The following is a 24,349-nucleotide window of genomic DNA, read 5'->3' as shown; positions in this document are numbered from 1 at the left end:
GCGCACCGGAAGGGGAGCCCCCGACGAGGGGGCTCCCCTTTCCGCGCAGTCGGGTGCTACTGGCTGATCACATGCGGCTGAGCGACCTCTTTCAGTCCGGCCACGCCGAACTCCATGCCGAACCCGGACTCTCGGGCGCCGCCGAAGGGGATCCGAGGATCAACCGCGCCGTGCTTGTTGATCCAGGTGGTGCCGGCCACGAGTCGGGCCGCGACCTCGACCGCGCGGGCGGGGTCCGCTGACCAGACCGAGGAGCCCAGAGCCTCGTCCAGGGCGTTCGCCCACTCCACGGCCTGATCCAGGTCCGTGTACCGGATGATCGGCAGGGCCGGGCCGAACTGCTCCTCGATGACCAGGGGGTTCTGCGGGTCGATGTCGGCGACCAGGGTTGTCGGGTAGAAGTTCCCGGCGGCCTCCTGGTCGGGATCGCCGCCGAGCAGCACCCGCGCGCCGGAGTCCTTGGCCGCCCGCACCAGCCGGTCCACGATCTCCCACTGCGCCCGGTTCTGCAGCGGACCGAGCACATTCTGCTCTTCGAGCCCGATGCCCATCGGCATGGTCTTGGCCACCTCGATGAGCGCCTCACAGACCTCGTCATAGATCGCATCCGGCACGTAGAGCCGCTTCAGCGCCGCACAGGTCTGCCCGGTGTTGATGAACGCTCCCCAGAAGATCCCCTCGGCCAGAGCACGTGGGTCTGCGTCCTCAAGCACGATCCCGGCGTCGTTGCCGCCGAGCTCCATGGTCATCCGCTTCATGGTGTCCGAGGCGGCCTTCACGATGGACTTCCCGGTCTCGGTGGAGCCGGTGAACATGATCTTCGCGACATCAGGGTGCCGGGAGAGCCGGTCGCCGATATCACCGCGGCCCGGAACCGCGAGCAGGACATCTGCCGGCAGCGCAGAATTGAGCACCTCCACCAGCGCGAGCACGCTCAACGGGGTATACCCGCTGGGCTTGATCACCACGGTGTTGCCCATCCGCAGACTCGGCGCGATCTGCCAGATCGAGATCATCATCGGCCAGTTCCAGGGACCGATCGCCCCGACCACGCCCAGCGGACGGTAGTGCATGATGGCTCGGCCGGATTCGTCGTCGACGATCACCTCGGGCTCCAGGGTCAGATCGGCGGTGGTGCGCAGCCACGCCGCGCAGGCTCCCACCTCAAACCTGGCGTTCGGACCGTTCAGCGGTTTGCCCTGCTCCCGCGAGAGCAGTCGGGCGAGCTCTTCGGCGTGGGCCTCCACGGCGTCCGCGGCGGCATGCAGGGCCTGCCTGCGCGTGTCCTCGCCGCTGGCGGCCCAGCCCGGCTGCGCTGCAAGGGCGCGGGCGACCGCGGCGTCGAGGTCCTCGGCGGTGGCCTGAGGGGCGAAGCCCACCCGTTCGCCGGTGGCCGGATCGAGGATCTCACGCCCCGTTTCGGGATCCTGGATGCGGTCCAGAAGGTCAGTGGTCTGGGTGCTCATCGGGTGACTCCTTTGTCGGTGGGGGATGGTGCTGGGATCAGAATGGCCTCGTTCGCGCAGATCGAGATTGATTCAGCGTGCAGGGCTCTGTTGCCTGTCTGCACGCTTGGTCCTCTGCGCAGCAGGATCAGCGCCGTGACCGCCAGCAGGATCTCGAGGGTGGCCAGCCCGGAGGCCAGTGGCAGCAGCGCCTCGTGCAGCAGGCCCGGGCCGGATCCAGGTTCGACGACGGCGGCTTCGGTGCCTGCGGGCAGGCCGGTCCCCAGCGGGCCCGCGGCTGCATGGGCATGGTCGCCCAGCAGAGCCTGATCGGCGCCGGGTGTCCGGCTCACAGGGTCCGTGTGGCTCTGCTCGGTCCCGGCGATCAGCCAGAGGTGCAGCCCCAGCATGGCGGCATTCATCGCCGCGATCGTGAGCCAGGAGCGGGGACTGGGCGTCCGCCAGAGATGCCCGGCGCAGGGCAGGCAGATGATCGCCATCCCCGCCATCGCCAGGGCCGAGCCCAGGTGGTGCCCATGGGTGAGCATCAGCAGATGCAGCAGTCCGGAGAGGGCGGCGCCCGCGGCCGCCGTCCGACGAAGCAGGATCGTCATATGCATCGAACCCTTCCGAAACCTGTGTGAGATGTGTCATATTTATTGTTGAGCGTGCGCTCAACTATAAGGAGGATCACCATGGCTGACAAGACCTCAGACCCGCAGTCCCGCCACCCACTGACACCGCTCTCGGTCCCCGAGATCGAGGCGATGCGGGGTGTGCTGGAACGCGAATCCCTGCTCACCGATGCCACCCGCGTCTCCTACGTGACGCTGCGCGAACCCAGCAAGCAAGACGTCATCGCCTGGAGCCCCGGGGTTCGGCTGCCGCGTCAGGTGGCGCTGCTGCTCACGGACCTGAGCACGCTGACACTCACCGAGCTGGTGCTGGACCTGGACCGCGAGGCCATCGTGGAACGCCGTGAGGTCGACGCGGTGGAGAAGGGCTCGGCCCCGAGCTTCGACGAAGACCTCGCCGGCGCGGACCCGATCGTGAAGGCAGATCCGCGCTGGGTCGAGGCGGTCGCCAAGCGGGGTGTGACCGATCTGGACCAGGTCGTCGTCGTCGGGCTCTCCGCAGGGATCTTCGGCTATTCCGATGAGGTCGGGGTGCGCATGGTCCGCGCGCTGGCGTTCCGCCAGGACTACCCGAGCGACTCGGTATGGGCGCATCCGATCGACGGAGTCGTGGCCCACGTGGACCTGACCCATAAGAAGGTCCTGCGTGTGGTGGAGACCGAGGTGATGCATGTGCCCGAGGAGTCCGGTGACTACCTGGACCCCGCCGTTCGGGGGGAGTACCGCACCTCGCTGAAGCCGATCTCCATCACCCAGCCCGAGGGGGTCAGCTTCAGCCTCCAAGACGGCGTGCTGGCCTGGGAGAACTGGAAGGTCAGGGTCGGGTTCAACGGCCGCGAGGGTCTGACCCTGCACCAGCTGAGCTTCCACGATCGCGGCGTCGACCGGCCCATCCTCTACCGCGGCTCGGTCGCGGAGATGGTGGTCAACTATGGGGACCCCACACCCACCCACGCCTGGCAGAACTACTTCGACGTCGGTGAGTACCAGTTCGGTCGGCTCGCCAACGCCTTGGAGCTCGGCTGTGACTGCAAGGGGGAGATCACCTATGTGGACGCCGTCGTCGTCGATGACCACGGTCGGCCCAAGACGTTGCCCAATGCGATCTGCATCCACGAGGAGGACTACGGCATCCTCTGGAAGCACACCGACGACTTCTCGGGCACCAGCGAGGTGCGCCGCCAGCGCCGACTCGTGATCTCCTTCTTCGTCACGGTGGGCAACTACGACTACGGCTTCTACTGGTACCTCTACCTTGACGGCAAGATCGAGCTGGAGTCCAAGGCCACCGGAATCGTCTTCACCTCCGGCATGCCCTCGCCCGACTACCCCTACGCCACCGAACTGGCCCCGGGTCTGGGGGCACCCGTCCATCAACACCTCTTCAGCGCCCGGCTGGACATGACCGTGGATGGAATCAGGAACTCGATCGATGAGATCGACGCTGTCCAGGTGCCCACCAGCGAGGAGAACCCGTGGGGCAATGCTTTTACCCGCAGCGTCACCCGGCTGCGTTCGGAGAAGCAGGCGGTGCGCGACGCCAAGGGCTCGGTGGGGCGGGTCTGGCAGATCAGCAGCGCGGAGCAGACGAACCGGCTCGGAGCTCCCACCGCGTATCTGTTGCACCCTGAGGAGAGTCCCACGCTGCTGGCCGCCGAGGACTCCTCGATCCGGCGCCGCGCGGCCTTCGCCGGGCACCATCTGTGGGTGACCCAGCATCATCCCGACGAGCAGTTCCCAGCCGGCGACCAGGTGAATCTCAACCCAGGATTCGGCGGGCTGCCGAGCTACATCGAGCAGGATCGCTCGCTGGAGGGAGAAGACCTGGTGTTGTGGCACACCTTCGGGCTGACCCATTTCCCGCGGACCGAGGACTGGCCGATCATGCCGGTGGACTATGCAGGCTTCACGCTGACCCCCAACGGCTTCTTCGACCGCAACCCGACCCTGGACGTGCCCCCGGAGCCCTCCGGGCACTGCGCGGCGACCCCGGAGGGTTCCAGGACCGGTGATGCCGAAGGATCCGGCGGCGCCGAGGCATCCGGTGATGCCGAGGGATCCGGCGGCTGCGGCTGCGGCTGCAGCTGAACCGTTTCACCTGCGGGTCGGGCAGCTCTCAGGCGATGACCGCGGCATGGCCCGTTTCGGTGAGCCAGGGGGAGAGGCAGTGGCGGACCATCCGCCACTGCCGCTCCGCCGGGGACAGCGGCGTGCGCAGCGCGCATTCCACCTGCAGGCCGGTGATCAGCACCATGAGTACATCGGTGAGCTCCTCGACCGGGACGGAGTCGATGAGCTCCTGGGCCTCTATCGCCTCGATGAGCAGGTCGGTGATCTGGCGGTGCCACCGAGCGCCGACCTCGGTCTGGAACCGACCGAGCTCAGGCTTCGATGATGCGCGGCCCCAGAAGTTGGCCACGATGAGGGCCTCACGTTCGGTCTCCTCGCCGACCGGCAGGATCTCTCGGAGCATGGCGATCAGAGCCCGCAGGCCGGCCAGCTCGCCGACCTGCTCGGTGATCCGGGTGTTCGTGCGATCGAAGATCAAGGTGAAGGCACGAAACACGACGTCGTCGAACCCGGTGAAGTAATGCCAGAGCGACCCGGTCGAGACTCCCAGCTCGGTGGCCACGGCCCGGGAGGTCGCCGCCTCCAGTCCATCTCGGTCAGCGATGCGCAGATAGGTCCGCACGATCTGCTGGCGGCGGTCTTCACGGTCGATCTTCTTCGGCATGAGCCGATTCTCCCGCATCACGCGAGCTCAGGCGGCCCGCGACCCCCCGACCAGACGCTGCCGGCGGTACACGCTCGGGGACTCGCCGTACTCGGCCTTGAACAGCCGGGAGAAGTGCGCGGCGTCATGGAGGCCCCAGCGGCCGGCGAGGCATGAGACGGTGCGCTGCGCGTGGAGCGGGTCGAGCAGGTCCCGGCGGATATGCTCCAGCCGACGGGCACGGATCCAGGCGGAGATCGTGTCGCCCTGCCCCGAGAAGATCGTGTAGAGGTAGCGCAGCGAGACGAAATGCGCGGCGGCGATAGAGGCCGGGGTCATCGTCTCATCGCTCAGGTGGTTCAGGATGTACTCGCGGATCTCCCGGTGGAGGCTGCCGGTGATGGAGCTGGGTTCCTCGCGGCGGCTGTCGAGCTCCTGGGCCAGCATGGTCACCATCAGGTCCAGTGCAGAATGGACCAGCCGAGCGCCATAGGCCCCTGGCAGCTGCTCGATGCTGTTGCAGAGCTCGACGAAGAACGGGTTGACCATTCGTCCGAATCCGCGGTCGTGGGAGAAGCAGGTGGCGGTGACCCCTGCGATCTGTTCTGCGGTGAGGTCCACCGGCTCGCGAGGGATCACCATCACCATGGTCCGGCTGGGCTCGGGGAAGTGCAGGGCATAGGGCCGGTGGGTGTCATAGATGGCCAGATCCCCGGGACCCAGGTCGGCGCGGCGGCCGTCCTGCTCCAGAATGCCCCGTCCGGAGAGCTGCAGACTGAGCTTGTAGAACCTGGGGTCGTGCTTGGAGATCAGGCTCGGGGTGCGCCGCACGCTGTGGGCGGTGGTGAGCAGCTCATAGACGCCCACGCCGTCCACGCAGGAGCTGCGGATGCGCCCGGCAAAGGTGGTGCCCGGTTTTGCCTGGATGTCGAGCGGGACGACGGCGGCGGCGATGGCCTCGCGCCAGGTGGCGAGGTCGGTGGTCGGAGGGGAGAGCTCGGGCGAGGGCCGTTCGAGGTCCGCACTCGTGGCGTGGGTGGTGGGCATCGTCTCTCCTGTGCAGTGGCCGCAGTGCAGGGGTCCATCCCAGGTTATTGAGCGCGTGCTCAAAATCGATGACAGAGGGATTTCAAACACGTGAACCTGGGTGACTTCTGAGTGTGACAGTGCTCACAGGCAATGTAAAGGGTGGGTCGGGACACCCGGGCAAACGAGGCGTGCCTGGAGGTCTCAGCCTTGATCCGCAAGGCCTGTGCACCGTGGTGCAAGATTCATCCGTCCGCGTCTCGGGATACTTCGAAGCACCGGCAGCTGCACCCGGCCGGCACCTGCGAAGAGATGGAGCACCTGATGACTGAGCACTCTGCCTCAACCCGGCCCGCGGCGGTGGCGGACACCGCACTGGCGCGACGCACGCTCGGCGTTCCTGCCCTGGTGTTCCTGATCATCGCCGCTTCCGCGCCGCTGACGGTTCTGGCCGGCGGCGCCACCACCAGTTTCGCGATCACGGCGCAGTCCGGCGTGCCTGTGGGGTACCTGCTGCTGGGCGTGATCCTCGGTCTCTTCGCCGTGGGCTACGGTCGGATGAGCACCTATGTGCAGAATGCCGGTGCCTTCTATGCCTATGTGGCTTCGGGTCTCGGCACCCGGCCCGGCATCGGCACCGCGTTCCTGGCGCTGATGACCTATAACGCGATGCAGATCGGCATCTACGGCGTCTTCGGGTTCACCGCGTCCTCCCTCATCGAGGGCCTCTTCGGCGTCACGATCGCCTGGTGGATCTGTGCTCTGGCCGGATGGCTGCTGGTGGCCTGGCTGGGCGTGAACCGCATCGACCTCTCCGCGAAGGTGCTCGCGGTGATCGTGCTTCTGGAGTTCCTCGTCGTGATCGTCGTGAGTCTGCTCTCGCTCTCCTCGGCTCCCGAGGGGGTGACCGCGGCCCCGCTGCTTGCGCAGAACTGGATGAACGGAAGCCTGGGAGCGCTGCTCGCGTTCGGCATGGCGGCATTCATGGGCTTCGAGTCCGGAGCGATCTACTCCGAGGAGGCGAAGAACCCGGAACGGTCCGTGGCTCGTGCCACCTATATCGCCGTCGGGATCATCGCGGTGTTCTATGCAGCATCCTCCTGGGCGCTGGCCATCGGCCTCGGCCCCTCCCAGATCGTGGCGCAGGCCCAGGAGTGGGGTCCGGACCTGGTCTTCGTCTTCCTCGAGGGCAGGCTCCCGGCCCTGCTGGTCGATCTTGCCGCGGTGCTCTTCCTGACCAGCATCATGGCGGCACTTGTGGCCTTCCACAATGCCGCCGCCCGGTACTTCTTCTCCATGGGCCGCGCCCGGGTGCTGCCCGGAGTTCTGGCGCACACCGGTGCACGCAGCGGTGCGCCGGTGGTCGGTTCTCTGGTGCAGAGCGGACTCGGGCTCGGGTTCATCCTGATCTTCGCGATCGCCGGGGCCGGATCGGAGCTGGGTCCGCTGTTTCCGGTGCTGACCATGTTCCCCTGGCTGACCAATGCCGCGGGATTCGGTCTGGTGCTGCTGCTGTGCATCACCTCGGTGGCGGTGTTGCGCTATTTCAACCGAGATCCCGAGCAGCATCCGCTCTTCGTGCGCACCATTGCTCCGCTGTTGGCGGCCATCGGACTGGGCATCATCGCGGTGCTCATCATGTTCAACTTCGAGGTGATGATCGATTCCTCCAGCTCCCCGGCGCTCGTGTTCATCCTGCCCGGTGTGATCGTGGGATCCGGTGTGGTCGGGCTGCTCTGGGCCCAGTATCTGCGGGTGAGGCGCCCTGAGATCTATGAGGGGGTCCGCCAGGCGAACATCGGCTGAGCTGGTCTTGCCAAGCCGGTCCGCTCCGCCACGCCCGTCGCCGCCCTGTCGCCCCGTCACCCTGCCGCCCCGCCGTGTCGCCCTGCCGCATCGATGGTGCAGTTCGACCACCGTTCCGGGTGATTTCGGCGGAAGAACCTGCGCAGATTGCACACTCGATGACAGGAACAAGAGATTCCACGCAGAAGCTTGTGCGCCGCATCACATACCGTATACGATCTGGAATATCATCCGCCGGAAGGATCCGGGACGGTTCGAGGAGGAGATCCTATGAGCGCACAAGAGCTGGGCACACCGGGCAAGATCGTCGCCGTCCACATCAGCTACGAGTCTCGTGCCGCGGAACGGGGCCGACGTCCCGCCACCCCGTCCTATTTCTTCAAGCCGACCAGCTCGCTGGGCGTCTCCGGGGAGCCGGTGCAGCGCCCGGGCGGGACCGAGCTGCTGGCCTTCGAGGGCGAGATCGCGCTGATCATCGGCACCACGGCGCGGCAGGTCACCGCCGATCAAGCCTGGGCCCACGTTCGGGCGGTCACCGCGGCCAATGACTGGGGCCTCTACGATCTGCGCGCCGCCGACAAGGGCTCCAACGTGCGCAACAAGGGGCGCGACGGCTACACCACGGTCGGCCCGGAGCTCATCGACGCCGCCGCAGTGGACCCGACCCAGCTGCGCCTGCGCACCTGGAAGAACGGCCACCTGGTGCAGGACGGCACCAGCGGCTCGATGATCTTCCCGCTGACCCAGCTCATCGCCGACCTCTCCCAGCACCTGACCCTGCAGCCCGGGGACATCATCCTCACCGGCACCCCGGCCGGCGCCTCCGTGGCGGAACCGGGGGACACCATCGAGGTCGAGGTGGACGCAGCCGGCGGGCTCACCAGCGGCCGGCTGATCAGTCCGGTCACCGAGGTTCCGGCAGAGTTCGATCCCGCACTGGGATCGCTGCCCACGGTGGATGACACCCAGCGCGAAGAGGCCTGGGGCTCTCGCGAGGCCGCCGGGCTGCCGCCGAAGCAGGCTTCCGGGGTGGATCCCGAGCTGCGCGCCGTGCTGGAGCAGGTGCCGGTCGCTGCGCTCTCACAGGAGATGCGCCGACGCGGCTACAACAACGTCACCATCGATGGCGTGCGCGCCACCCGGCCCGGCGCCACGCTCATCGGCACCGCGCGGACCCTGCGCTTCCTGCCCCACCGCGAGGACCTCTTCTCCGCCCACGGCGGCGGCTTCAACGCTCAGAAACAGGTGTTCGACTCCGTGGGCCCAGGCGAGGTCATCGTGATCGAGGCCCGCGGCGAGCGCGGCTCCGGCACCCTCGGTGACATCCTGGCGCTGCGCGCGCTGCACCGCGGTGCGGCCGGCGTCGTGACCGACGGAGGGGTGCGCGACTACTCCACCGTGGCCGAGATCGGTCTCCCGGTGTTCAGTCAGGGCCCGCACCCAGCGGTGCTGGGCCGCAAGCACGTGCCCTGGGACGCGGACCTCACCGTGGCCTGCGGCGGGGCGACCGTCCAGCCCGGGGACGTCATCGTCGGAGACGACGACGGCGTGATCGTGCTTCCCGCGGCGATCGCCGCGGAGGTGGCCCAGGCGGCGCTGGTCAAGGAGACCGAGGACGCCTGGGTCGCGGAGCAGGTCAGGGCCGGACACCCGGTGGACGGGCTGTTCCCGATGAACTCGACCTGGCGGGCCCGCTACGAGGAGGAGCAGGGGCGCCCCGGCGCTGAGGCGCCCGTCGAAGCGGGGGAAGGTCCGTGATCCGCATCGACGAGCGGATCAGCAAGTCCGAGCTGACCTACGACTGGATCCGCGAGCGCATCATCGGCCGTGAGTTCAACCCCGGCTACCGGCTGGTGCTGGGCGCCATCGCCAAGGAGCTGGGCATCAGCGTGGTCCCGGTCCGCGAGGCGGTGCGCCGGCTCGAGGCCGAAGGGCTGATCGAGTTCGAGCGCAACGTCGGGGCCCGGGTCGCGATGGTGAACCAGGACGAATACATCGACACCATGCAGACCCTCGGCGTGCTCGAAGGAGCCGCCACCGCACTGGCGCTGCCGCTGATGACTGAGGCCGACCTCGCCCGGGCCCAGGCGATCAACGATTCCATGCGCGCGATGCTGGAGGACTTCGACCCGGTGGCCTTCACCTCGCTCAACGAGAAGTTCCACCGGGCGCTCTTCCAACGCTGCCCCAACCCGCACATCTCAGAGCTCGCCGACCGCGGTTGGAACCGGATGTCCGGTCTGCGCAGCTCCACCTTCGCCTTCGTCCCTGACCGGGCGCCCCGCTCGGTGATGGAACATGACGACATCCTGCGACTCATCCGCGAGAACGCCGAGCCGCTGGAGATCGAGCTGGCCGTGCGCGAGCACAAATGGCGCACCGTCGAGGCCTACCGCCAGCAGCGCACCTCTTCCTAAGGAGACCCACCACAGATGAACGACTACCAGAGCCCCGTTCCGGCTGATCTGCCGGATCGGATCCAGCACTACATCGACGGCGAGCTCCTCGATTCGGTCGAGGGCGGCAGCTTCGAGGTGCTCAACCCGGTGACCAATGAGGTCTACATCAGCGCCGCCGCCGGCACGAAGGCCGACGTCGACCTCGCCGTCGCCGCTGCCGCCCGGGCCTTCGAGACCGGACCCTGGCGCGAGACGCTGCCCAGGGAGCGCTCCCGGGTGCTGCACCGGATCGCGGACCTCGTCGAGTCCCGCGGCGACCGGCTCGCTGAGCTGGAGTCCTTCGACTCCGGGCTGCCCATCACCCAGGCGCTGGGGCAGGCCAGACGCGCCGCTGAGAACTTCCGCTTCTTCGCCGATCTGATCGTCGCCCAGGCCGATGACGTCTATAAGGTGCCGGGTCGGCAGATCAACTATGTCAGCCGCAAGCCCATCGGGGTGGCCGGTCTGATCACCCCCTGGAACACCCCATTCATGCTGGAGAGCTGGAAGCTGGCACCAGCCCTTGCCGCGGGCAACTCGGTGGTGCTCAAGCCCGCTGAGTTCACGCCGCTCTCCGCCAGCCTCTGGGCCGAGATCTTCAACGAGGCAGGACTGCCCAAGGGCGTGTTCAACCTGGTCAACGGGCTCGGTGAGCAGGCCGGCGATGCCCTGGTGAAACACCCCGACGTGCCGCTGATCTCCTTCACCGGAGAATCCAGCACCGGGCAGACCATCTTCGCCAACGCGGCACCGGCGCTGAAGGGGCTCTCCATGGAGCTCGGCGGGAAGTCGCCCGCCGTGGTCTTCGCCGATGCGGATCTGGAGGCGGCCATCAACGCCACCGTCTTCGGGGTGTTCTCGCTCAACGGCGAGCGCTGCACCGCGGGCAGCCGGATCCTGGTGGAACGCAGCATCTACAAGGAGTTTCTCGAGCGCTACGCGGCCCAGGCCGAACGGGTCAAGGTGGGGCTGCCGCACGAGCCCGGCACCGAGGTCGGAGCGCTGGTGCACCCTGAGCACTTCGAGAAGGTCATGAGCTACATCGAGATCGGCAAGCAGGAGGCCCGGCTGGTCGCCGGCGGCGGCCGCCCTGAGGGTTTCCCCACCGGCAACTTCGTGGCCCCCACGGTCTTCGCCGACGTGGCGCCCGAGGCGCGGATCTTCCAGGAGGAGATCTTCGGTCCGGTCGTGGCGATCACCCCCTTCGACTCCGACGAGGAGGCGCTTGAGCTGGCCAACAACACCAAGTACGGGCTGGCCGCCTATATCTGGACCAATGACCTCAAACGCTCGCACAACTTCGCCCAGTCGGTCCAGGCCGGGATGGTCTGGCTGAACTCCAACAACGTCCGTGACCTGCGCACCCCCTTCGGCGGGGTCAAGGCCTCCGGACTGGGCCACGAGGGTGGCTACCGATCGCTGGACTTCTACACCGACCAGCAGGCCGTGCACATCAACCTCGGCGAGGTCCACAACCCGGTCTTCGGCAAGGCCGACTGAGCCGACTGAGCCGGTGGCCCGGCCAGCAAGCCTGCCCCGCCACCCCGCTCGGCCACCCTGGCCTGCTACAAGACCCACCTCGCCGCACTGCCACACCCGGCAGCGCGACACCCCCACACCTTCCACCATCGAGCAAGGACGCTTCTGATGACTGACACCCCCACCCAGGATCGGATCCCCACCCCCGCCTCCCCGGCGCCGGACATCCTGCGCTGCGCGTATATGGAGCTGATCGTGACCGATCTGCAGCGCTCCCGGGACTTCTATGTCGACGTCCTGGACCTCACGGTCACCGCCGAGGACGAGGACGCGATCTACCTGCGCTCCATGGAGGAGTTCATCCACCACAACCTGGTGCTGCGCCGCGGCGAGCAGGCCGCCGTCGCCGCCTTCTCCTACCGGGTCCGTGCACCGGAGGACCTGGACAAGGCCGAGGCCTTCTACCGAGAGCTCGGCTGCGAGGTCATCCGCGCCAAAGAAGGCTTCACCCGCGGCATCGGAGACTCCGTCCGAGTCCAGGACCCGCTGGGCTTCCCCTACGAGTTCTTCCACGACGTGGAGCATGTGGAACGCCTGGCGTGGCGCTACGACCTCTACACGCCCGGCGCCCTGGTCCGGCTGGATCACTTCAACCAGGTCACCCCGGACGTGCCCAAGGCCGTGGCCTATATGGAGGACCTCGGCTTCCGGGTCACCGAGGACATCCAGGACGAGCACGGCACCACCTACGCGGCCTGGATGCGGCGCAAGCCCACGGTGCACGACACCGCGATGACCGGCGGCGCCGGGCCTCGGATGCACCACGTGGCCTTCGCGACGCATGAGAAGCACAACGTGCTCGCCATCTGCGACAAGCTCGGGGCACTGCGGCTCTCCGACCACATCGAGCGCGGTCCCGGCCGGCACGGAGTCTCCAACGCCTTCTACCTCTACATCCGTGACCCCGACGGGCACCGGATCGAGATCTACACCCAGGACTACTACACCGGAGACCCGGACAACCCGGTGGTCACCTGGGACGTGCATGACAACCAGCGCCGCGACTGGTGGGGCAACCCGGTGGTCCCATCCTGGTACACCGAGGCCTCCACCGTGCTGGACCTGCACGGTCGTCCGGTCCCCTCGGTGGAGCGCACCGAGAACTCCGAGATGGACGTGACCATCGGCGCCGACGGGTTCTCCTATACCCGCAAGGAGGACGAGGAGTCCATGCCGTCCTGGAAACAGGGCGAGTACAAGCTGGGCCACCAGCTCTGATGCCCTCGAGCGACCATGATCCGGAGAACAGAATGCTGACCCCAGAACAGATCACCACGATCGCCGATGAGCTCGCCGAGGCCGAGGCGCAGCGCAGCATGATCCCGCTGCTGACCACCCGCCACCCCGAGATGACCATCGAGGACTCCTACGCGGTGCAGAACGAATGGCGACGCCGCGCCGTCGCCTCGGGCCGCCGGATGGTGGGCCGAAAGATCGGGCTCACCTCCAAGGTCATGCAGGTGGCCACCGGGATCACCGAACCCGACTACGGGGCGATCTTCGACGATATGGTCTTCGAGAACGGCTCAGTGATCGAGCACGGCCGCTTCTCCAACGTCCGCATCGAGGTCGAGCTCGCCTTCAAGCTCGGCAAGCCGCTGAAGGGCCCCGGGATCACGGTCTTCGACGTCCTGGATGCCACGGACTACGTGGTCCCCGCGCTGGAGATCCTCTCCAGTCGGATCGAGATGGCCGGGCGCACCATCGTGGACACCATCAGCGACAACGCGGCGATGGGCGCCATGGTCTACGGCGGCAACCCCGTCGCCCCGGATGCGGTGGATCTGCGCTGGGTCTCCGCGCTGCTCTACCGCAACGAGACCATCGAGGAGTCCGGCGTCGCCGCCGCGGTGCTGAACCACCCCGCGATGGGCGTGGTCTGGCTCGCGAACAAGCTCGCCTCCCACGGCGACAGCCTGCAGGCCGGCGAGCTGATCCTCGCCGGCTCCTTCACCCGGCCGATGTGGGTGGAGCCCGGGGACACCGTGACCTGTGACTATAGAGAGCTGGGGACCCTGACATGCCGCTTCAACTGACACCCACCCTGCGCGAGGAGCTCGCCGCCGCCGATCGTGCGCTGATCGGCGGCTGGGTCTGCTCCGGGTCACCCGTGATGGCCGAGATCATGGCCGGATCAGGTCTCGACGTGGTGCTCATCGACATGGAACACGCCCCCAACGGGCTTGAATCCGTGCTCGCCCAGCTGCACGCGCTCTCCGGCTACCCGGTGACTCCGCTGGTCAGGCTCTCCTCTGATGACCCGGTCAGCATCAAGCAGGTGCTGGACCTCGGCGTGGCGAACCTGCTGATCCCGATGATCTCCACCCCGGAACAGGCCCGCGCGGTCGCCGCAGCCACCCAGTACCCGCCGGCCGGTCGGCGGGGAATCGGCAACGCTCTGGCCCGCTCCGGGCGCTGGAACCGAGTGCAGAGCTATCTCGATGACGCGGCCGCCCACATCAGCGTCTATCTCCAGATCGAGACCATGGAGGGAGTCGAGAACGCCGAGGCCATCGCCGCGGTGGAGGGCATCGACGGGATCTTCGCCGGTCCCAGCGACCTCTCGGCCTCGATGGGCCTGCTCGGTCAGCAGACCCACCCCCAGGTGGTCAAGGCCGTGAAGGACACCTTCAGCGCCGCGAAGCGTGCCGGCACGACGGCCGGCGTCAACGCCTTCGATCCAGTGGCCGCCCGGGACTACCTCGACGCCGGAGCGTCCTGGGTGCTCGTGGGCGCCGACGTCTCGCTCGTGGCCCGAGGCTCGGAGCAGCTCGCCACAGACTTCATCCCCCGCACCGCTCACTGAGGAGTCATCTATGCAGTTCCACCACCACGGCTATGTCTCCAAGAACCCGCGCGTGCAGGCACCCGCCGGCGTCGGACTGGACCGCCCGCTTCAGCTTCCCGAGCACATGGATGTGCTCATTGTGGGCACCGGCCCCGCCGGAATGATCGCCGCCGCACAGCTGGCGCAGTTCCCCCAGGCCCACACCCGGATCATCGAGAAGCGCGAAGGCCGGCTCCAGGTCGGGCAGGCCGACGGCATCCAGGCGCGCAGCGTGGAGACCTTCCAGGCGTTCGGCTTCGCCGATGAGATCTCCAACGAGGCGTACCACATCACCGAGATGGCGTTCTGGAAGCCGAACCCTGAGGCGCCGGAGGACATCGTGCGCACCGCGCGTCCCGCCGATGACCCGCACGGGATCAGCGAGTTCCCGCACCTGATCGTCAACCAGGCGCGGGTGCTGGACTACTTCGGGGAGTCCATGGCGAACTCGCCCTCCCGGATGGCACCAGACTTCGGCTGGGAGTTCGTCGACCTGAACGTGCACGAGACCGGGGAGCACCCGGTCGAGGTGACGCTGCGCCGCACGGCTAGTGCCGGAGGCGACGCGACCAGCGACGCGACCGGCGAGGCCGCCGGAGCCACGGCTGAGCCGGGTGAGCAGCGCACCGTCTGGGCGAAATACGTGCTCGGCGCCGACGGAGCCCGCAGCGGGGTGCGCGCCGCGATCGGTCGAACCCTGGAAGGGGACAAGGCCAACCACGCCTGGGGCGTGATGGACGTCCTGGCGGTCACCGACTTCCCCGATATTCGACGCAAATGCGCCATCCAGTCTCGCTCCGGCGGCAGCATCCTGCTGATCCCGCGTGAGGGCGGACACCTGTTCCGGATGTACGTGGATCTCGGGGTGGTCCAGCCCGGAGAGGGCGCTCAGGTCCGCCAGACCAGCATCGAAGCGATCATCGGCCACGCCAACCGGATCATGCACCCCTACACGGTGGACGTGAAGCACGTGGCCTGGCACAGCGTCTACGAGGTCGGACACCGGGTGACGGACAGGTTCGACGACGTGCCCGCTGAGCTCACGGCTCAGCAGACCCCACGGGTGTTCATCGCCGGGGACGCCTGCCACACCCACAGCGCGAAGGCCGGGCAGGGGATGAACGTGTCCATGCAGGACGGCTTCAACCTCGGCTGGAAACTGGGACAGGTGCTCACCGGACGCAGCCCGGCAGCGCTGCTGAGCACCTATTCGGACGAGCGCCAGGTGATCGCGCAGAACCTGATCGACTTCGACAAGAAGTGGTCCACCCTGATGGCACAGAGGCCCGAAGAGATGGAGGACCCCTCCGCGCTGGAGGACTTCTATGTCAAGACCATCGAGTTCCCCGCCGGATTCATGACCGAATACACCCCCTCGATGATCACCGGGAAGGCCACCCATCAGGCGCTGGCCACCGGTTACCCGGTGGGCAAACGGTTCAAGTCCGCCCTGGTCTCACGGGTCTGCGACGGCAACCCGCTGCAGCTGGGACACCTCGCCACGGCGGACGGCCGCTGGCGGATCTACGCCTTCGCCGATGCCCCCGCCGCGGGTGCGCCCTCCGCGCTCACCGACTGGGCGCACTGGCTGCACACCGACCCTGGTTCACCGGTGCTGCGCCACACCCCGGCCGCCCAGGATGAGGACACGCTCTTCGACATCAAGGTGATCTATCAGCAGCCGCACGAGAAGTTCGACGTCACCGATGCGCCGCGCGCGTTCCTGCCCACGGTGGGGCCCTTCGGACTTACCGCGCGGGACCGGATCTTCGGCACCCACCCGGAGCAGGACATCTTCGGCGAGCGCGGCATCAGCCGGGAGGGCTGCGTCGTCGTCGTGCGCCCCGACCAATACGTCGCCCACGTGCTCCCGCTGACCGAGACCGCGGCGCTGAGCGACTTCTTCGCCGAAATCTTCCTGGAGGCCATCTGATGACTGCTGACCACGCACAAGACCGCATGCTCGCGGTGCGCAACCCCGCCACCGGAGCCGTCCTTGACCATGTTCACGATCACTCCGCGGAGCAGGCCGCAGCCATGGTCGACGCCGCAGCGGCCGGGTTCCGCACCTGGCGCGGCACCACGCCCAGGCAGCGCTCCGAGGTGCTCATGGCGGCCTTCCACGGCATGCGCGAACAGGCGCAGCGGCTCCGGGACCTGATCGTGGCCGAGAACGGAAAGTCCCAGGCCGACGCCGCTGCCGAGGTCAGCTATGCCGCCGAGTTCTTCCGCTGGTATGCCGAAGAGGCCGTGCGCAGCCCGGGGGACTACACCGAGGCGCCGGCAGGGGGAGTGCGCAATGTGGTCACCCGGCACCCGGTGGGGGTCGCGGTGCTGATCACCCCGTGGAACTTCCCGGCCGCGATGGCCACCCGCAAGATCGGCCCCGCGCTGGCGGCGGGGTGCGCGGTGCTGCTCAAGCCCGCCAGCGAGACTCCGCTGACCGCCTTCGCGATCGCCGAGATCCTCACCGAAGCCGGGGTCCCGGAGGGGGTGGTACAGGTTGCGGCGTCGAGCTCCGCGAGCCGTGTGGTCACCGCCTGGCTCGCCGATGACCGGGTGCGCAAGCTCTCCTTCACCGGCTCCACCGGGGTCGGGAGGCGGCTGCTGGCGCAGTGCGCCGATCGGGTGGTCAACACCTCCATGGAGCTGGGCGGGAACGCGCCCTTCATCGTGACCTCCGGGGCCGACATCGACGCCGCCGTGGACGGGGCAATGCTCGCCAAGTTCCGCAACGGCGGTCAGGCGTGCACCGCGGCGAACCGGTTCTACATCCACCAGGACGTGCTGGGAGAGTTCACCGAGAAGTTCGGTGCCCGGATTGCACAGCTGCGCGTGGGAGACCCAGCCTCCGGCGCAGACATCGGTCCGATGATCACCGAGCAGGCGGCGCAGGAGATCCGGGGCCTGATCCGGCGGGCGACCGAGCAGGGCGCGGTCATCGCCGCTCAGGCGGTCCTGCCCGAGGGGGCCAATTCAGCGTTCCTCACCCCGACCCTGCTCACGGGCGTGCCGCTGGACGCGGAGATCCTCAGCGAGGAGATCTTCGGACCGGTCGCTCCCGTGGTGGCCTGGACCGATCTGGACGCTGTCATCGAACTTGCCAATGCCGCGGAGGTCGGGCTCTCTGCCTATGTCTATGCCGGGAAGCTGCAGACCGCGATGAAGATCGCCGAACGGCTCGAGGCCGGGATGGTCGGGGTCAATCGCGGGATCGTCTCGGACCCCAGCGCGCCCTTCGGCGGGGTCAAGCAGGCCGGAATCGGCCGCGAGGGCGGGTCCTTCGGGATGGAGGAGTTCACCGAGGTGCAGTACCTGAGCGTGGATTGGTCCTGACCCACTCAGGTTCACGCGGAGGTTCACCACTGAGGATCCACCAGAGGATCAGGCAGGGGATCAGCTGCGCAGCACCTTCTCCATCGCCTTGCCCCGAGCCATCTCGTCGATGAGCTTGTCCAGGTAGCGGATCTCGCGCATCAACGGCTCCTCGATCTCTTCCACCCTGACCCCGCAGATCACCCCGGTGATCAGCGAGCGGGAGGGGTTCATCGCCGGCGCCTGGGCGAAGAACGTCTCGAAGTCGACCTCCTCTTCGAGGACCGTCTGCAGCTGTTTCGCGGAGTATCCGGTGAGCCAGGAGATGATCTCGTCGACCTCGGCCTGGCTTCGTCCCTTGCGCTCCGCCTTGGTCACATAGTGCGGATAGACGCTGGCGAAGCTCATCGTATAGATCCGGTGGGTGGTCATCGGGACTCCTGGGTGGGCACGGAACTCTGCGGGCTTCTGGTCCACCACGGTCCCATGGCCTCACCCGAGGGTTCAACGGCGCCAGGCCCCGAAGCCGCCAGGCCCTCGCCCCGGTGGGCCGTTTCCTCCTCGGCCCGGCGCCTGACCAGGTGTCATCCTCCGCCTCTGTCCCAGCTCAACACGATTTCGCTGCCAACCGCGACGGGACCAATGGCCCTAGGCGGCGGCTCAGGTCCCTACGAGAGTGGGGGAGGGCTCGAGGACTGCGATCATCGAATGAAAGGGTGCGCCGATGGAGACCGCGACAAGGACCACCACCCATACCGCCGACGTCACGGTGGACCTCTGTGCGTTGAGACATCTCACCGAGTCCGTGATCTGCCGAGGCGTTGAAGCGGCCCTGACCAGATCACCCTCCGTGCCCGAAGGAATCGCAGCCCAGGTGGTTGACCGGAATGTCACCCTGACCGGTCAGGTGGACTGGACCTACCAGCGCGAGGCCGCAGAACAGATCGTTCGTAGCCTGCCCGGCGTCGGATCTGTGGAGAACCAGATCACCACCGTTGCGCGGACACCTCTGGAGAATGCCCAAGAACGCCTCAACAACGCCAGATTCCGGGACCCGCAGATCCAGCCCGACCACGTCGTGGTCACGATCACCGGTCAGACAGCAGTGCTGACCGGGTATGTCAGGTCGCTTGCGGAGAAGCGGCAGGCAGGGCTTGCCGCCTGGATCGCCCCGGGCGTGACCGCCATCGAGAACCGTCTCGACATTCGCCCACTGTGACCTTCAAGAGGAGCCGAGCATGAAGAAGAAGACCGTGATGAAGAAGCACCCCGTGGAGGGCGCGACAAAGAGTTCCAAGAAGAGCTGGAAAGACATGAGCCCGGAGCGCAGGCTCGGCACGATGGTGCTTGCCTCGATCCAGATCACGCTGGCCGCGGCGGCCTGGATCGATCTGGCCCGACGGCCCGCGGATCAGGTCAAGGGGAGCAAGGGCGTCTGGGCGGGCGTCATCGCGGTCAACTACGTCGGCCCGATCGCCTACTTCCTCAAGGGGCGGCAGACCAGCTGAGCCCTGCGCCGGCCATCAGCCGGTGGCGGGGGCTTCACCGAGTTCCCGCGCGGGATGCGGACTGAGCTGGAAGTGACGTCCACTGATCTCGGTAGGAGTCACGCGCACATAGTTGTCCTTCAGCGTGGGCACCCAGGGTCGAAGCTGCAGCTCCTCGGCGGCCTCGATCTCGGAAGAGGTCTGCAGCCAGTGCGCCTGGCCACGAACGGTCACGGTCCACGCGGTGTCGGTCGAGACCTGGTCGGCTTCGAACAGGACCTCGGCATTGATCGCAAGCTTGGCAAGTTTGGTGCCCGGGGCGGTGCGGAAGATCAAGGTCCGGTCGGGGGCCGCGGCGTAGTTGATCGGGAAGACATCGGCCCGCTGGCCCAGGACGACGACCAGTCGCCCGAACCGGCCCGGTTCGAGAAGTCCCCAGCTCTGCTCGGGTTCCAACACGAGGGTCGGTGCACCGTCTGCGTGTTCGAGAATCATCAGGGCGTCACTCGTGGTGCTTGTGGGTCGGCACCACCAGAACCGGACACACCGCACGATTCAGGACCGCCTGGCTCACGGACCCTAGAAGCAGTCCGGAGAACCCGCCGTGACCTCGGGTGCCGAGCACCACCAGCGCAGCCGTCCTGGAAGCTTCTGAGAGCACACCGGCCGGTGAGCCGTCGAAGAACTGCCAGCGCACCGACACTGTCGGGAACGCCCCAGACACCCGCTCCGCGGATTTCTGCAGATGCTCGATGTAGGGGCGGCGCAGATTGGGTATATCGAGGTTGTGCTCGATGGTGTTGGGCCACCAATGCCCCTGTGCATTCAGCGGGGCAGCCGATACCAGGGTCAGCGGGTTCTGCAACAGTGCGGCGGCCTGAGCCGCCAGGTCCACGACCAGATCAGGGTCGGCCTGGACATCGATGCCCACGACGATCTCGGAATCGAAGTTCAGATCCTGTTCCACGTTGGCGAAGTGGCGGCGTTCATGGGACCGCGGACTCGACTCCTCGACCTGTGTCAACGGCTCGGCCGGTGCCCCATGGTGGGAGGGGAGGTCCTGCGCCGGGGCGAGCAGCTCCGTTGCAGACTCGGTCTCCCAGCGCTCGGGCACCACGAGCGTCGGGCAGCTTGCATGAGCCGCAAGCTTCGCCGAGACGCTGCCGAGGACACGACCGGCGAAGCGGTTTCGCCCACGCTTGCCCACGACCACGACCTGCGCCGATCTGCTCTCCGCCACCAGCTCCGATCCAGGGTCGCCCTGCACCGCACGAGTGGTGACCGGCACCCCGACCTGTTCCGCCTGGGCGGCATACTCGCCCAGCATCTTCTGGACTTCCCGCACCACCGTCTCGAAATACTCATCCATCATGGGGACGTAGTAGGCGTCGGTGACCACCGGGCGGGGGAACGTTCCTACCAGTCGCAGCGGAAGATCTCGCTGTCGGGCGATCCTCAGGCCAGCTCGGAAGGCGCGCTGACTTGCCGGTGAGCCGTCCATGCCCACGAGGACGCCAGGCTCGCGGCCAGAGTGATTCTCCTGTGATGGATTCATGGCCCAACCATACGTCTCATCGGAGAAAGGTCTAGGGTCTTTGGACCCTGGCAGGAAAGCTGTTTTACCAGGAAGAAGTTCTACGCAAACCGGCAGCCTCCGCGCTTCGGTCCCTGCTCTGGGAAGCCTGCGGGACCAATGGCCCTGCCCGTGCCGCCGATGAAGTCTCATAGTGGGGGCAACGTCGGGGGGACCCGATCGGCAACCCGAAGGATTCCTTCTATGACATACATGCGAAAGAACCTCAACGGCCACCCTCTGGAATCCGCGGCAGCTGCGGCGCCCAGGGAGGATGGGAGCATTCGACCGGCCTCCCCCGCCCTGCGTCCCGATGCGTCGATCTCAAGCCGCGCTGCAGGGATTCTCGCGGGGTCCAAGACAGTACCCAGCACGGTCAGAGTTCGCGTGCAGAACCACACCGCGATCCTCTCCGGCCAGGTGGAGTGGAACTTTCAGCGAGAGCTCGCCGTCCGTGTCGTGAGAGACATTGCGGGGGTGGATCGGGTGGAACAGCAGATCACTCTTCGGGCGCGCCCCCCGAGTGACAGCCCGGCGCAGCGGGTCATGAAGGCGTTGGCTCTGAACAAGAAGATCGACGCGAGCCACATTGTGGTCACCATCACCGGCACCACCGCGGTGCTCAGCGGGTATGTCAGATCTCTCTTCGAGAAGAAGCAGGCCGGACTCGCAACCGGGGCATCCCACGATGTGACTCGGATCGAGAACCGCCTGGCAGTGCGTCGACACCACTCCGGGTCGTTCCGAAGTCACCGATGACGTCTCGAAGCCCTGAGAGGACCACCATGAAGGCACTGCAGTACGTCGCCGTCGGCCAGCCCCCGAGGTGCGCGAGGTCCCCACCCCGGAACCCGGGCCCGGCGAGGTCCGGCTGCGCATCACCGCGGCCGGAGCGTGCCATTCGGACAGCTTCGTGATGGGACTCAGCGCGGAGCAGTACGCCGGCTTCGGCTACCCGCTGCCGATGACGCTGGGCCACGAAGGCGTCGGGGTGGTCGACGCGCTGGGGGAGGGCGCTACCGGCGTCGAGCTCGGAGAGCCCGTTGCGGTCTATGGTCCGCAGGGCTGCGGACGGTGCCACAGCTGCGCTGCGGGCATCGAGAACTACTGCTCCCATGCCGCCGCCCTGGGCATCACGCCCCCCGGACTGGGCAAAGACGGGGTGATGGCCGAATATATGATCGTCACAGACCCGCGGCTGCTGATCCCGCTGGGAGGTCTGGATCCGGTAGCCACGGTCGCCCTGACCGACGCTGGGCTCACTCCCTACCACGCCATCATGGGCTCTCTGGAGCTGCTGGTGCCCGGCAGCGTCGCCGTCGTGATCGGCGTGGGCGGTCTGGGCCACCTTGCGATCCAGCTGCTGCGCACTCTGACCTCCGCCACGGTGATCGCGCTGGACATCAGCCAGAGCAAGCTCGACTTCGCCCGGGAGGTCGGAGCCCATCACGCCTTCCTCTCGGACGACCAGGCCGCTGCACAGGTCGCCGAAGCCCTCGGTCCAGGTCCGGTCACGGCAGTCTTTGACTTCGTCACCACCGAGCCGGTGCTGAAGATCGTCCGCTCACTCAGCGGACCCCGTACTGACCTGGTGCTGGTCGGGGCAGGAGCGGTTGAGACCACGGTGGGGCTGCTGGGACAGCCCTTCGGCTCCCGGATCCGGGCTCCCTACTGGGGCTCTCGCCCGGAGCTCATGGAGGTCCTTGAACTGGCACGCACGGGCCGGCTCAGCGTGGACACCGAATCCTTCAGCCTGGATGAGGGTCCTGAGGCATACCGCCGACTTCACGACGGCGAGCTGCGCGGCCGCGCCGTGGTGGTTCCCTGATCACAGGTCGAGGAATAGGATCAACGACTAAGCGGGCGAATTCCAAACCATGGGGGCGTCGCTCGCGTCGGCCGAGGTCAGGCCCCCCGGGAGAGGCACATCATGGACAATGACATTCACTCGGCGCCGAGGCCTGTGGCCTTTGACCGGGCCACCCGCGATCTGGGTGTGCTGGTCGGTTTCGACGGTTCCCGACAATCCATCCTGGCGCTTCACTATGGTGCTCTGGCGGCGCAGCGCAGCGGGCGGGTGTTGACCGTGGTGAGTGCCTACAGCGTCCCGACCCCGGTGTACACGACCCTGGCCGCGGTGCCGAATAAGTCGGAGGCCGAGCTCGCCAGCGCCGCTGCCAAGAAGGTGCTCGATGAAGCCCGGCGATATCTGCAGGATTATCCGGGCAAGGTGATCTACCGGATCGAGCGTGGCGATGCCGCCGGGGTGCTGGTGGACCTCTCCGCCCTCGCCGAGCTCGCCGTGGTGGGGGCTCGGGGCAGGGGCGGCTTTCTGGGCCGGGTGCTGGGGTCGGTGTCCTCGGCGCTGCCGGCCCACGCCGACTGCCCGACGGTGGTGGTCCCGCGGCAGTACAAGGTCAGCGAGGCCGGGGGAGCTGCGCGGTTCGCCCAGGGAGAGGACCGGCGGCCTGTGGTGGTGGGGATCGATCGATCCCCGGCGAGCAGGGTTGCGGTGCTCCAAGCGGCGTTCGCCGCGCAGAACCGTGGGGTGGCCCTGCAGATGCTGCTTGCTCTGCCCTCGTTGGAGGGTTGGCTCGAGTGGTATCCGGAACTCGAGCCCAGTGATGCCGGGGTCACCGACCGGCGCCAGACTCAGCTGGAGAAGGACCTCGAGACGGAGGTCCAGTGGGTCAAGGCGCACTATCCCGCTTTGGAGGTGACGGCTTCGGTGAAACCGGGGGACCCCGTCGCGCAGCTGGTGAAACAGACCCGAGAGGCCCAGCTCACCGTGGTGGGCACCCGCGGGCGTGGCGGTTTCACCGGAGCACTCCTGGGTTCGGTGTCTCGTGGGGTGCTGCTGCGCGCGATGGGGCCGGTGATGGTGGTCCCGGAGCTGCAGGAACCACGCTTGAGCGACCAGCCCGAATCTTCCCGATAGGCCGCGGCAACGGTTGCCGCGCCATGAGGTCCCGGCAGTGAGCGCTTCCCCGTGAGCCGGAGGATCATTCTTCTCCGCGCCGTGAATGTCGGCGGGACGGCCAGGCTGCCGATGGCGCAATGGCGGAGCCTGGCCGAGTCCCTCGGAGCCACCGAGGTCACGAGCTATCTCGCCTCCGGCAATCTTCTCTGCACCCCGCCTGGCCCGCACATGGACTTCGACCGGACGCTGCAGGACGCCGTCCAGGCCCGGTTCGGGTTCTTCCGAGAAGTGATCAGCCGGTCCGGGGAAGAGGTCTCCGCCGCGCTGGCCGGCCACCCGTTCGAGGAGATCGACCCTCGTTTCTCCCACATCAGCTTCCTCCACTCCGCACCCGAGGCCGAGGCGGTGGCCGCCGCGGCACGCTTGGAGACCGGCCAGGACCGTTGGCAGGTGATCGGTCGCGAGATGCACCTGCGCTACGCCAACGGTGCCGGATCCGCCCAGATGAAGGAGGCAGCGATCACCCGCTCCCTGGGAGTGACCGGCACTGCGCGGAACCTCAACACCGTGCGCAAGCTCATCGAGCTCGCCGGGAACTGACCTGGGCTGCTCGGCCGCGACGTGT

General features: G+C 67.4%; 23 protein-coding genes. 16 read left to right on the top strand and 7 right to left on the bottom strand.

Annotated elements, in window-relative coordinates:
* Nucleotides 1-56 precede the first annotated feature (56 nt).
* Nucleotides 57-1,466, bottom strand: a complete 1,410-nt coding sequence (locus EV640_RS10185; RefSeq protein WP_051501161.1) for an aldehyde dehydrogenase family protein — start codon at nt 1,464-1,466, stop codon at nt 57-59.
* Nucleotides 1,463-2,059 carry a hypothetical protein gene (locus tag EV640_RS10180; protein WP_133726388.1) on the bottom strand — a complete coding sequence of 199 codons (597 nt, stop codon included), beginning with the start codon at nt 2,057-2,059 and terminating at the stop codon, nt 1,463-1,465. Before EV640_RS10180 ends, EV640_RS10185 begins: the two co-directional genes overlap by 4 nt.
* Nucleotides 2,060-2,140: 81 nt before the next feature.
* Here EV640_RS10180 and EV640_RS10175 point away from each other — a divergent pair, with 81 nt between their 5' ends.
* A complete protein-coding gene (locus EV640_RS10175; RefSeq protein ID WP_084479559.1) occupies nt 2,141-4,168 on the top strand; it encodes a primary-amine oxidase in 2,028 nt (675 codons plus the stop codon).
* A gap of 28 nt (nt 4,169-4,196) precedes the next feature.
* On the opposite strand, the gene EV640_RS10170 is transcribed toward EV640_RS10175, so the two are convergent.
* Nucleotides 4,197-4,814: a TetR/AcrR family transcriptional regulator gene (locus EV640_RS10170; protein WP_166645909.1), complete on the bottom strand. Its 618-nt coding sequence runs from the start codon at nt 4,812-4,814 to the stop codon at nt 4,197-4,199.
* Nucleotides 4,815-4,841: 27 nt separating this feature from the next.
* Entirely contained in the window at nt 4,842-5,840 is a 999-nt protein-coding gene (locus EV640_RS10165; protein WP_036475477.1) for an AraC-like ligand-binding domain-containing protein, read from the bottom strand.
* 303 nt (nt 5,841-6,143) lie between these two features.
* Here EV640_RS10165 and EV640_RS10160 point away from each other — a divergent pair, with 303 nt between their 5' ends.
* From EV640_RS10160 to EV640_RS10120, 9 genes are all read left to right on the top strand, one after another.
* Entirely contained in the window at nt 6,144-7,625 is a 1,482-nt protein-coding gene (locus tag EV640_RS10160; RefSeq protein ID WP_051501181.1) for an APC family permease, read from the top strand.
* 270 nt (nt 7,626-7,895) lie between these two features.
* Nucleotides 7,896-9,383: a fumarylacetoacetate hydrolase family protein gene (locus tag EV640_RS10155; protein ID WP_133726386.1), complete on the top strand. Its 1,488-nt coding sequence runs from the start codon at nt 7,896-7,898 to the stop codon at nt 9,381-9,383.
* A complete protein-coding gene (locus tag EV640_RS10150) occupies nt 9,380-10,042 on the top strand; it encodes a GntR family transcriptional regulator (protein ID WP_235181025.1) in 663 nt (220 codons plus the stop codon). Before EV640_RS10155 ends, EV640_RS10150 begins: the two co-directional genes overlap by 4 nt.
* A gap of 15 nt (nt 10,043-10,057) precedes the next feature.
* Complete coding sequence (gene hpaE / locus EV640_RS10145; RefSeq protein WP_036475473.1) at nt 10,058-11,563, top strand: 5-carboxymethyl-2-hydroxymuconate semialdehyde dehydrogenase; 1,506 nt, start codon at nt 10,058-10,060, stop codon at nt 11,561-11,563.
* A 147-nt stretch (nt 11,564-11,710) separates the two neighbouring features.
* Nucleotides 11,711-12,820 carry a 3,4-dihydroxyphenylacetate 2,3-dioxygenase gene (gene hpaD, locus EV640_RS10140; RefSeq protein WP_133726385.1) on the top strand — a complete coding sequence of 370 codons (1,110 nt, stop codon included), beginning with the start codon at nt 11,711-11,713 and terminating at the stop codon, nt 12,818-12,820.
* A gap of 32 nt (nt 12,821-12,852) precedes the next feature.
* Nucleotides 12,853-13,638, top strand: coding sequence for a 2-oxo-hept-4-ene-1,7-dioate hydratase (hpaH, locus tag EV640_RS10135; RefSeq protein WP_036475472.1), 786 nt, complete (start codon nt 12,853-12,855; stop codon nt 13,636-13,638).
* Nucleotides 13,623-14,408 carry an HpcH/HpaI aldolase family protein gene (locus EV640_RS10130; protein ID WP_036475470.1) on the top strand — a complete coding sequence of 262 codons (786 nt, stop codon included), beginning with the start codon at nt 13,623-13,625 and terminating at the stop codon, nt 14,406-14,408. Before hpaH ends, EV640_RS10130 begins: the two co-directional genes overlap by 16 nt.
* Before the next feature lie 10 nt (nt 14,409-14,418).
* Entirely contained in the window at nt 14,419-16,362 is a 1,944-nt protein-coding gene (locus EV640_RS10125; RefSeq protein ID WP_036475469.1) for an FAD-binding monooxygenase, read from the top strand.
* Nucleotides 16,362-17,765 (top strand): NAD-dependent succinate-semialdehyde dehydrogenase, encoded by a 1,404-nt coding sequence (locus EV640_RS10120; protein ID WP_084479558.1) that lies wholly within the window; start codon nt 16,362-16,364, stop codon nt 17,763-17,765. The genes EV640_RS10125 and EV640_RS10120 overlap by 1 nt, the downstream gene beginning before the upstream one ends.
* 60 nt (nt 17,766-17,825) lie before the next feature.
* Here the strand turns inward: EV640_RS10120 and EV640_RS10115 are convergent, their stop codons facing one another.
* Nucleotides 17,826-18,176, bottom strand: a complete 351-nt coding sequence (locus tag EV640_RS10115) for a DUF2200 domain-containing protein (protein ID WP_036475468.1) — start codon at nt 18,174-18,176, stop codon at nt 17,826-17,828.
* Nucleotides 18,177-18,468: 292 nt separating this feature from the next.
* On the opposite strand from EV640_RS10115, the gene EV640_RS10110 reads away from it, so the two are divergent.
* Complete coding sequence (locus tag EV640_RS10110) at nt 18,469-18,963, top strand: BON domain-containing protein (protein WP_133726384.1); 495 nt, start codon at nt 18,469-18,471, stop codon at nt 18,961-18,963.
* Between the two features lie 19 nt (nt 18,964-18,982).
* Nucleotides 18,983-19,252 (top strand): PLD nuclease N-terminal domain-containing protein, encoded by a 270-nt coding sequence (locus EV640_RS10105; RefSeq protein WP_235181024.1) that lies wholly within the window; start codon nt 18,983-18,985, stop codon nt 19,250-19,252.
* A gap of 15 nt (nt 19,253-19,267) precedes the next feature.
* On the opposite strand, the gene EV640_RS10100 is transcribed toward EV640_RS10105, so the two are convergent.
* Both EV640_RS10100 and EV640_RS10095 read right to left on the bottom strand, forming a co-directional pair.
* Nucleotides 19,268-19,726 (bottom strand): pyridoxamine 5'-phosphate oxidase family protein, encoded by a 459-nt coding sequence (locus EV640_RS10100; protein WP_036475467.1) that lies wholly within the window; start codon nt 19,724-19,726, stop codon nt 19,268-19,270.
* 7 nt (nt 19,727-19,733) lie between these two features.
* Nucleotides 19,734-20,786: a universal stress protein gene (locus EV640_RS10095; RefSeq protein WP_161634815.1), complete on the bottom strand. Its 1,053-nt coding sequence runs from the start codon at nt 20,784-20,786 to the stop codon at nt 19,734-19,736.
* Nucleotides 20,787-20,924: 138 nt separating this feature from the next.
* Here EV640_RS10095 and EV640_RS10090 point away from each other — a divergent pair, with 138 nt between their 5' ends.
* The 4 genes from EV640_RS10090 to EV640_RS10075 all read left to right on the top strand — a co-directional run bounded on the left by EV640_RS10090 (nt 20,925) and on the right by EV640_RS10075 (nt 24,324).
* A complete protein-coding gene (locus tag EV640_RS10090) occupies nt 20,925-21,563 on the top strand; it encodes a BON domain-containing protein (protein ID WP_084479557.1) in 639 nt (212 codons plus the stop codon).
* Between the two features lie 67 nt (nt 21,564-21,630).
* On the top strand, nt 21,631-22,632 hold the full coding sequence (locus EV640_RS10085; protein ID WP_133726382.1) for an NAD(P)-dependent alcohol dehydrogenase: 1,002 nt from the start codon (nt 21,631-21,633) through the stop codon (nt 22,630-22,632).
* A 102-nt stretch (nt 22,633-22,734) separates the two neighbouring features.
* Nucleotides 22,735-23,742 carry a universal stress protein gene (locus EV640_RS10080; RefSeq protein ID WP_133726381.1) on the top strand — a complete coding sequence of 336 codons (1,008 nt, stop codon included), beginning with the start codon at nt 22,735-22,737 and terminating at the stop codon, nt 23,740-23,742.
* Nucleotides 23,743-23,793: 51 nt separating this feature from the next.
* Complete coding sequence (locus EV640_RS10075; protein WP_036475461.1) at nt 23,794-24,324, top strand: DUF1697 domain-containing protein; 531 nt, start codon at nt 23,794-23,796, stop codon at nt 24,322-24,324.
* The last annotated feature ends 25 nt before the right edge of the window (nt 24,325-24,349 follow it).

Source organism: Nesterenkonia aurantiaca (genome assembly GCF_004364585.1).
GTDB lineage: Bacteria > Actinomycetota > Actinomycetes > Actinomycetales > Micrococcaceae > Nesterenkonia > Nesterenkonia aurantiaca.
This window is presented reverse-complemented; position numbering and strand designations above follow the sequence as displayed.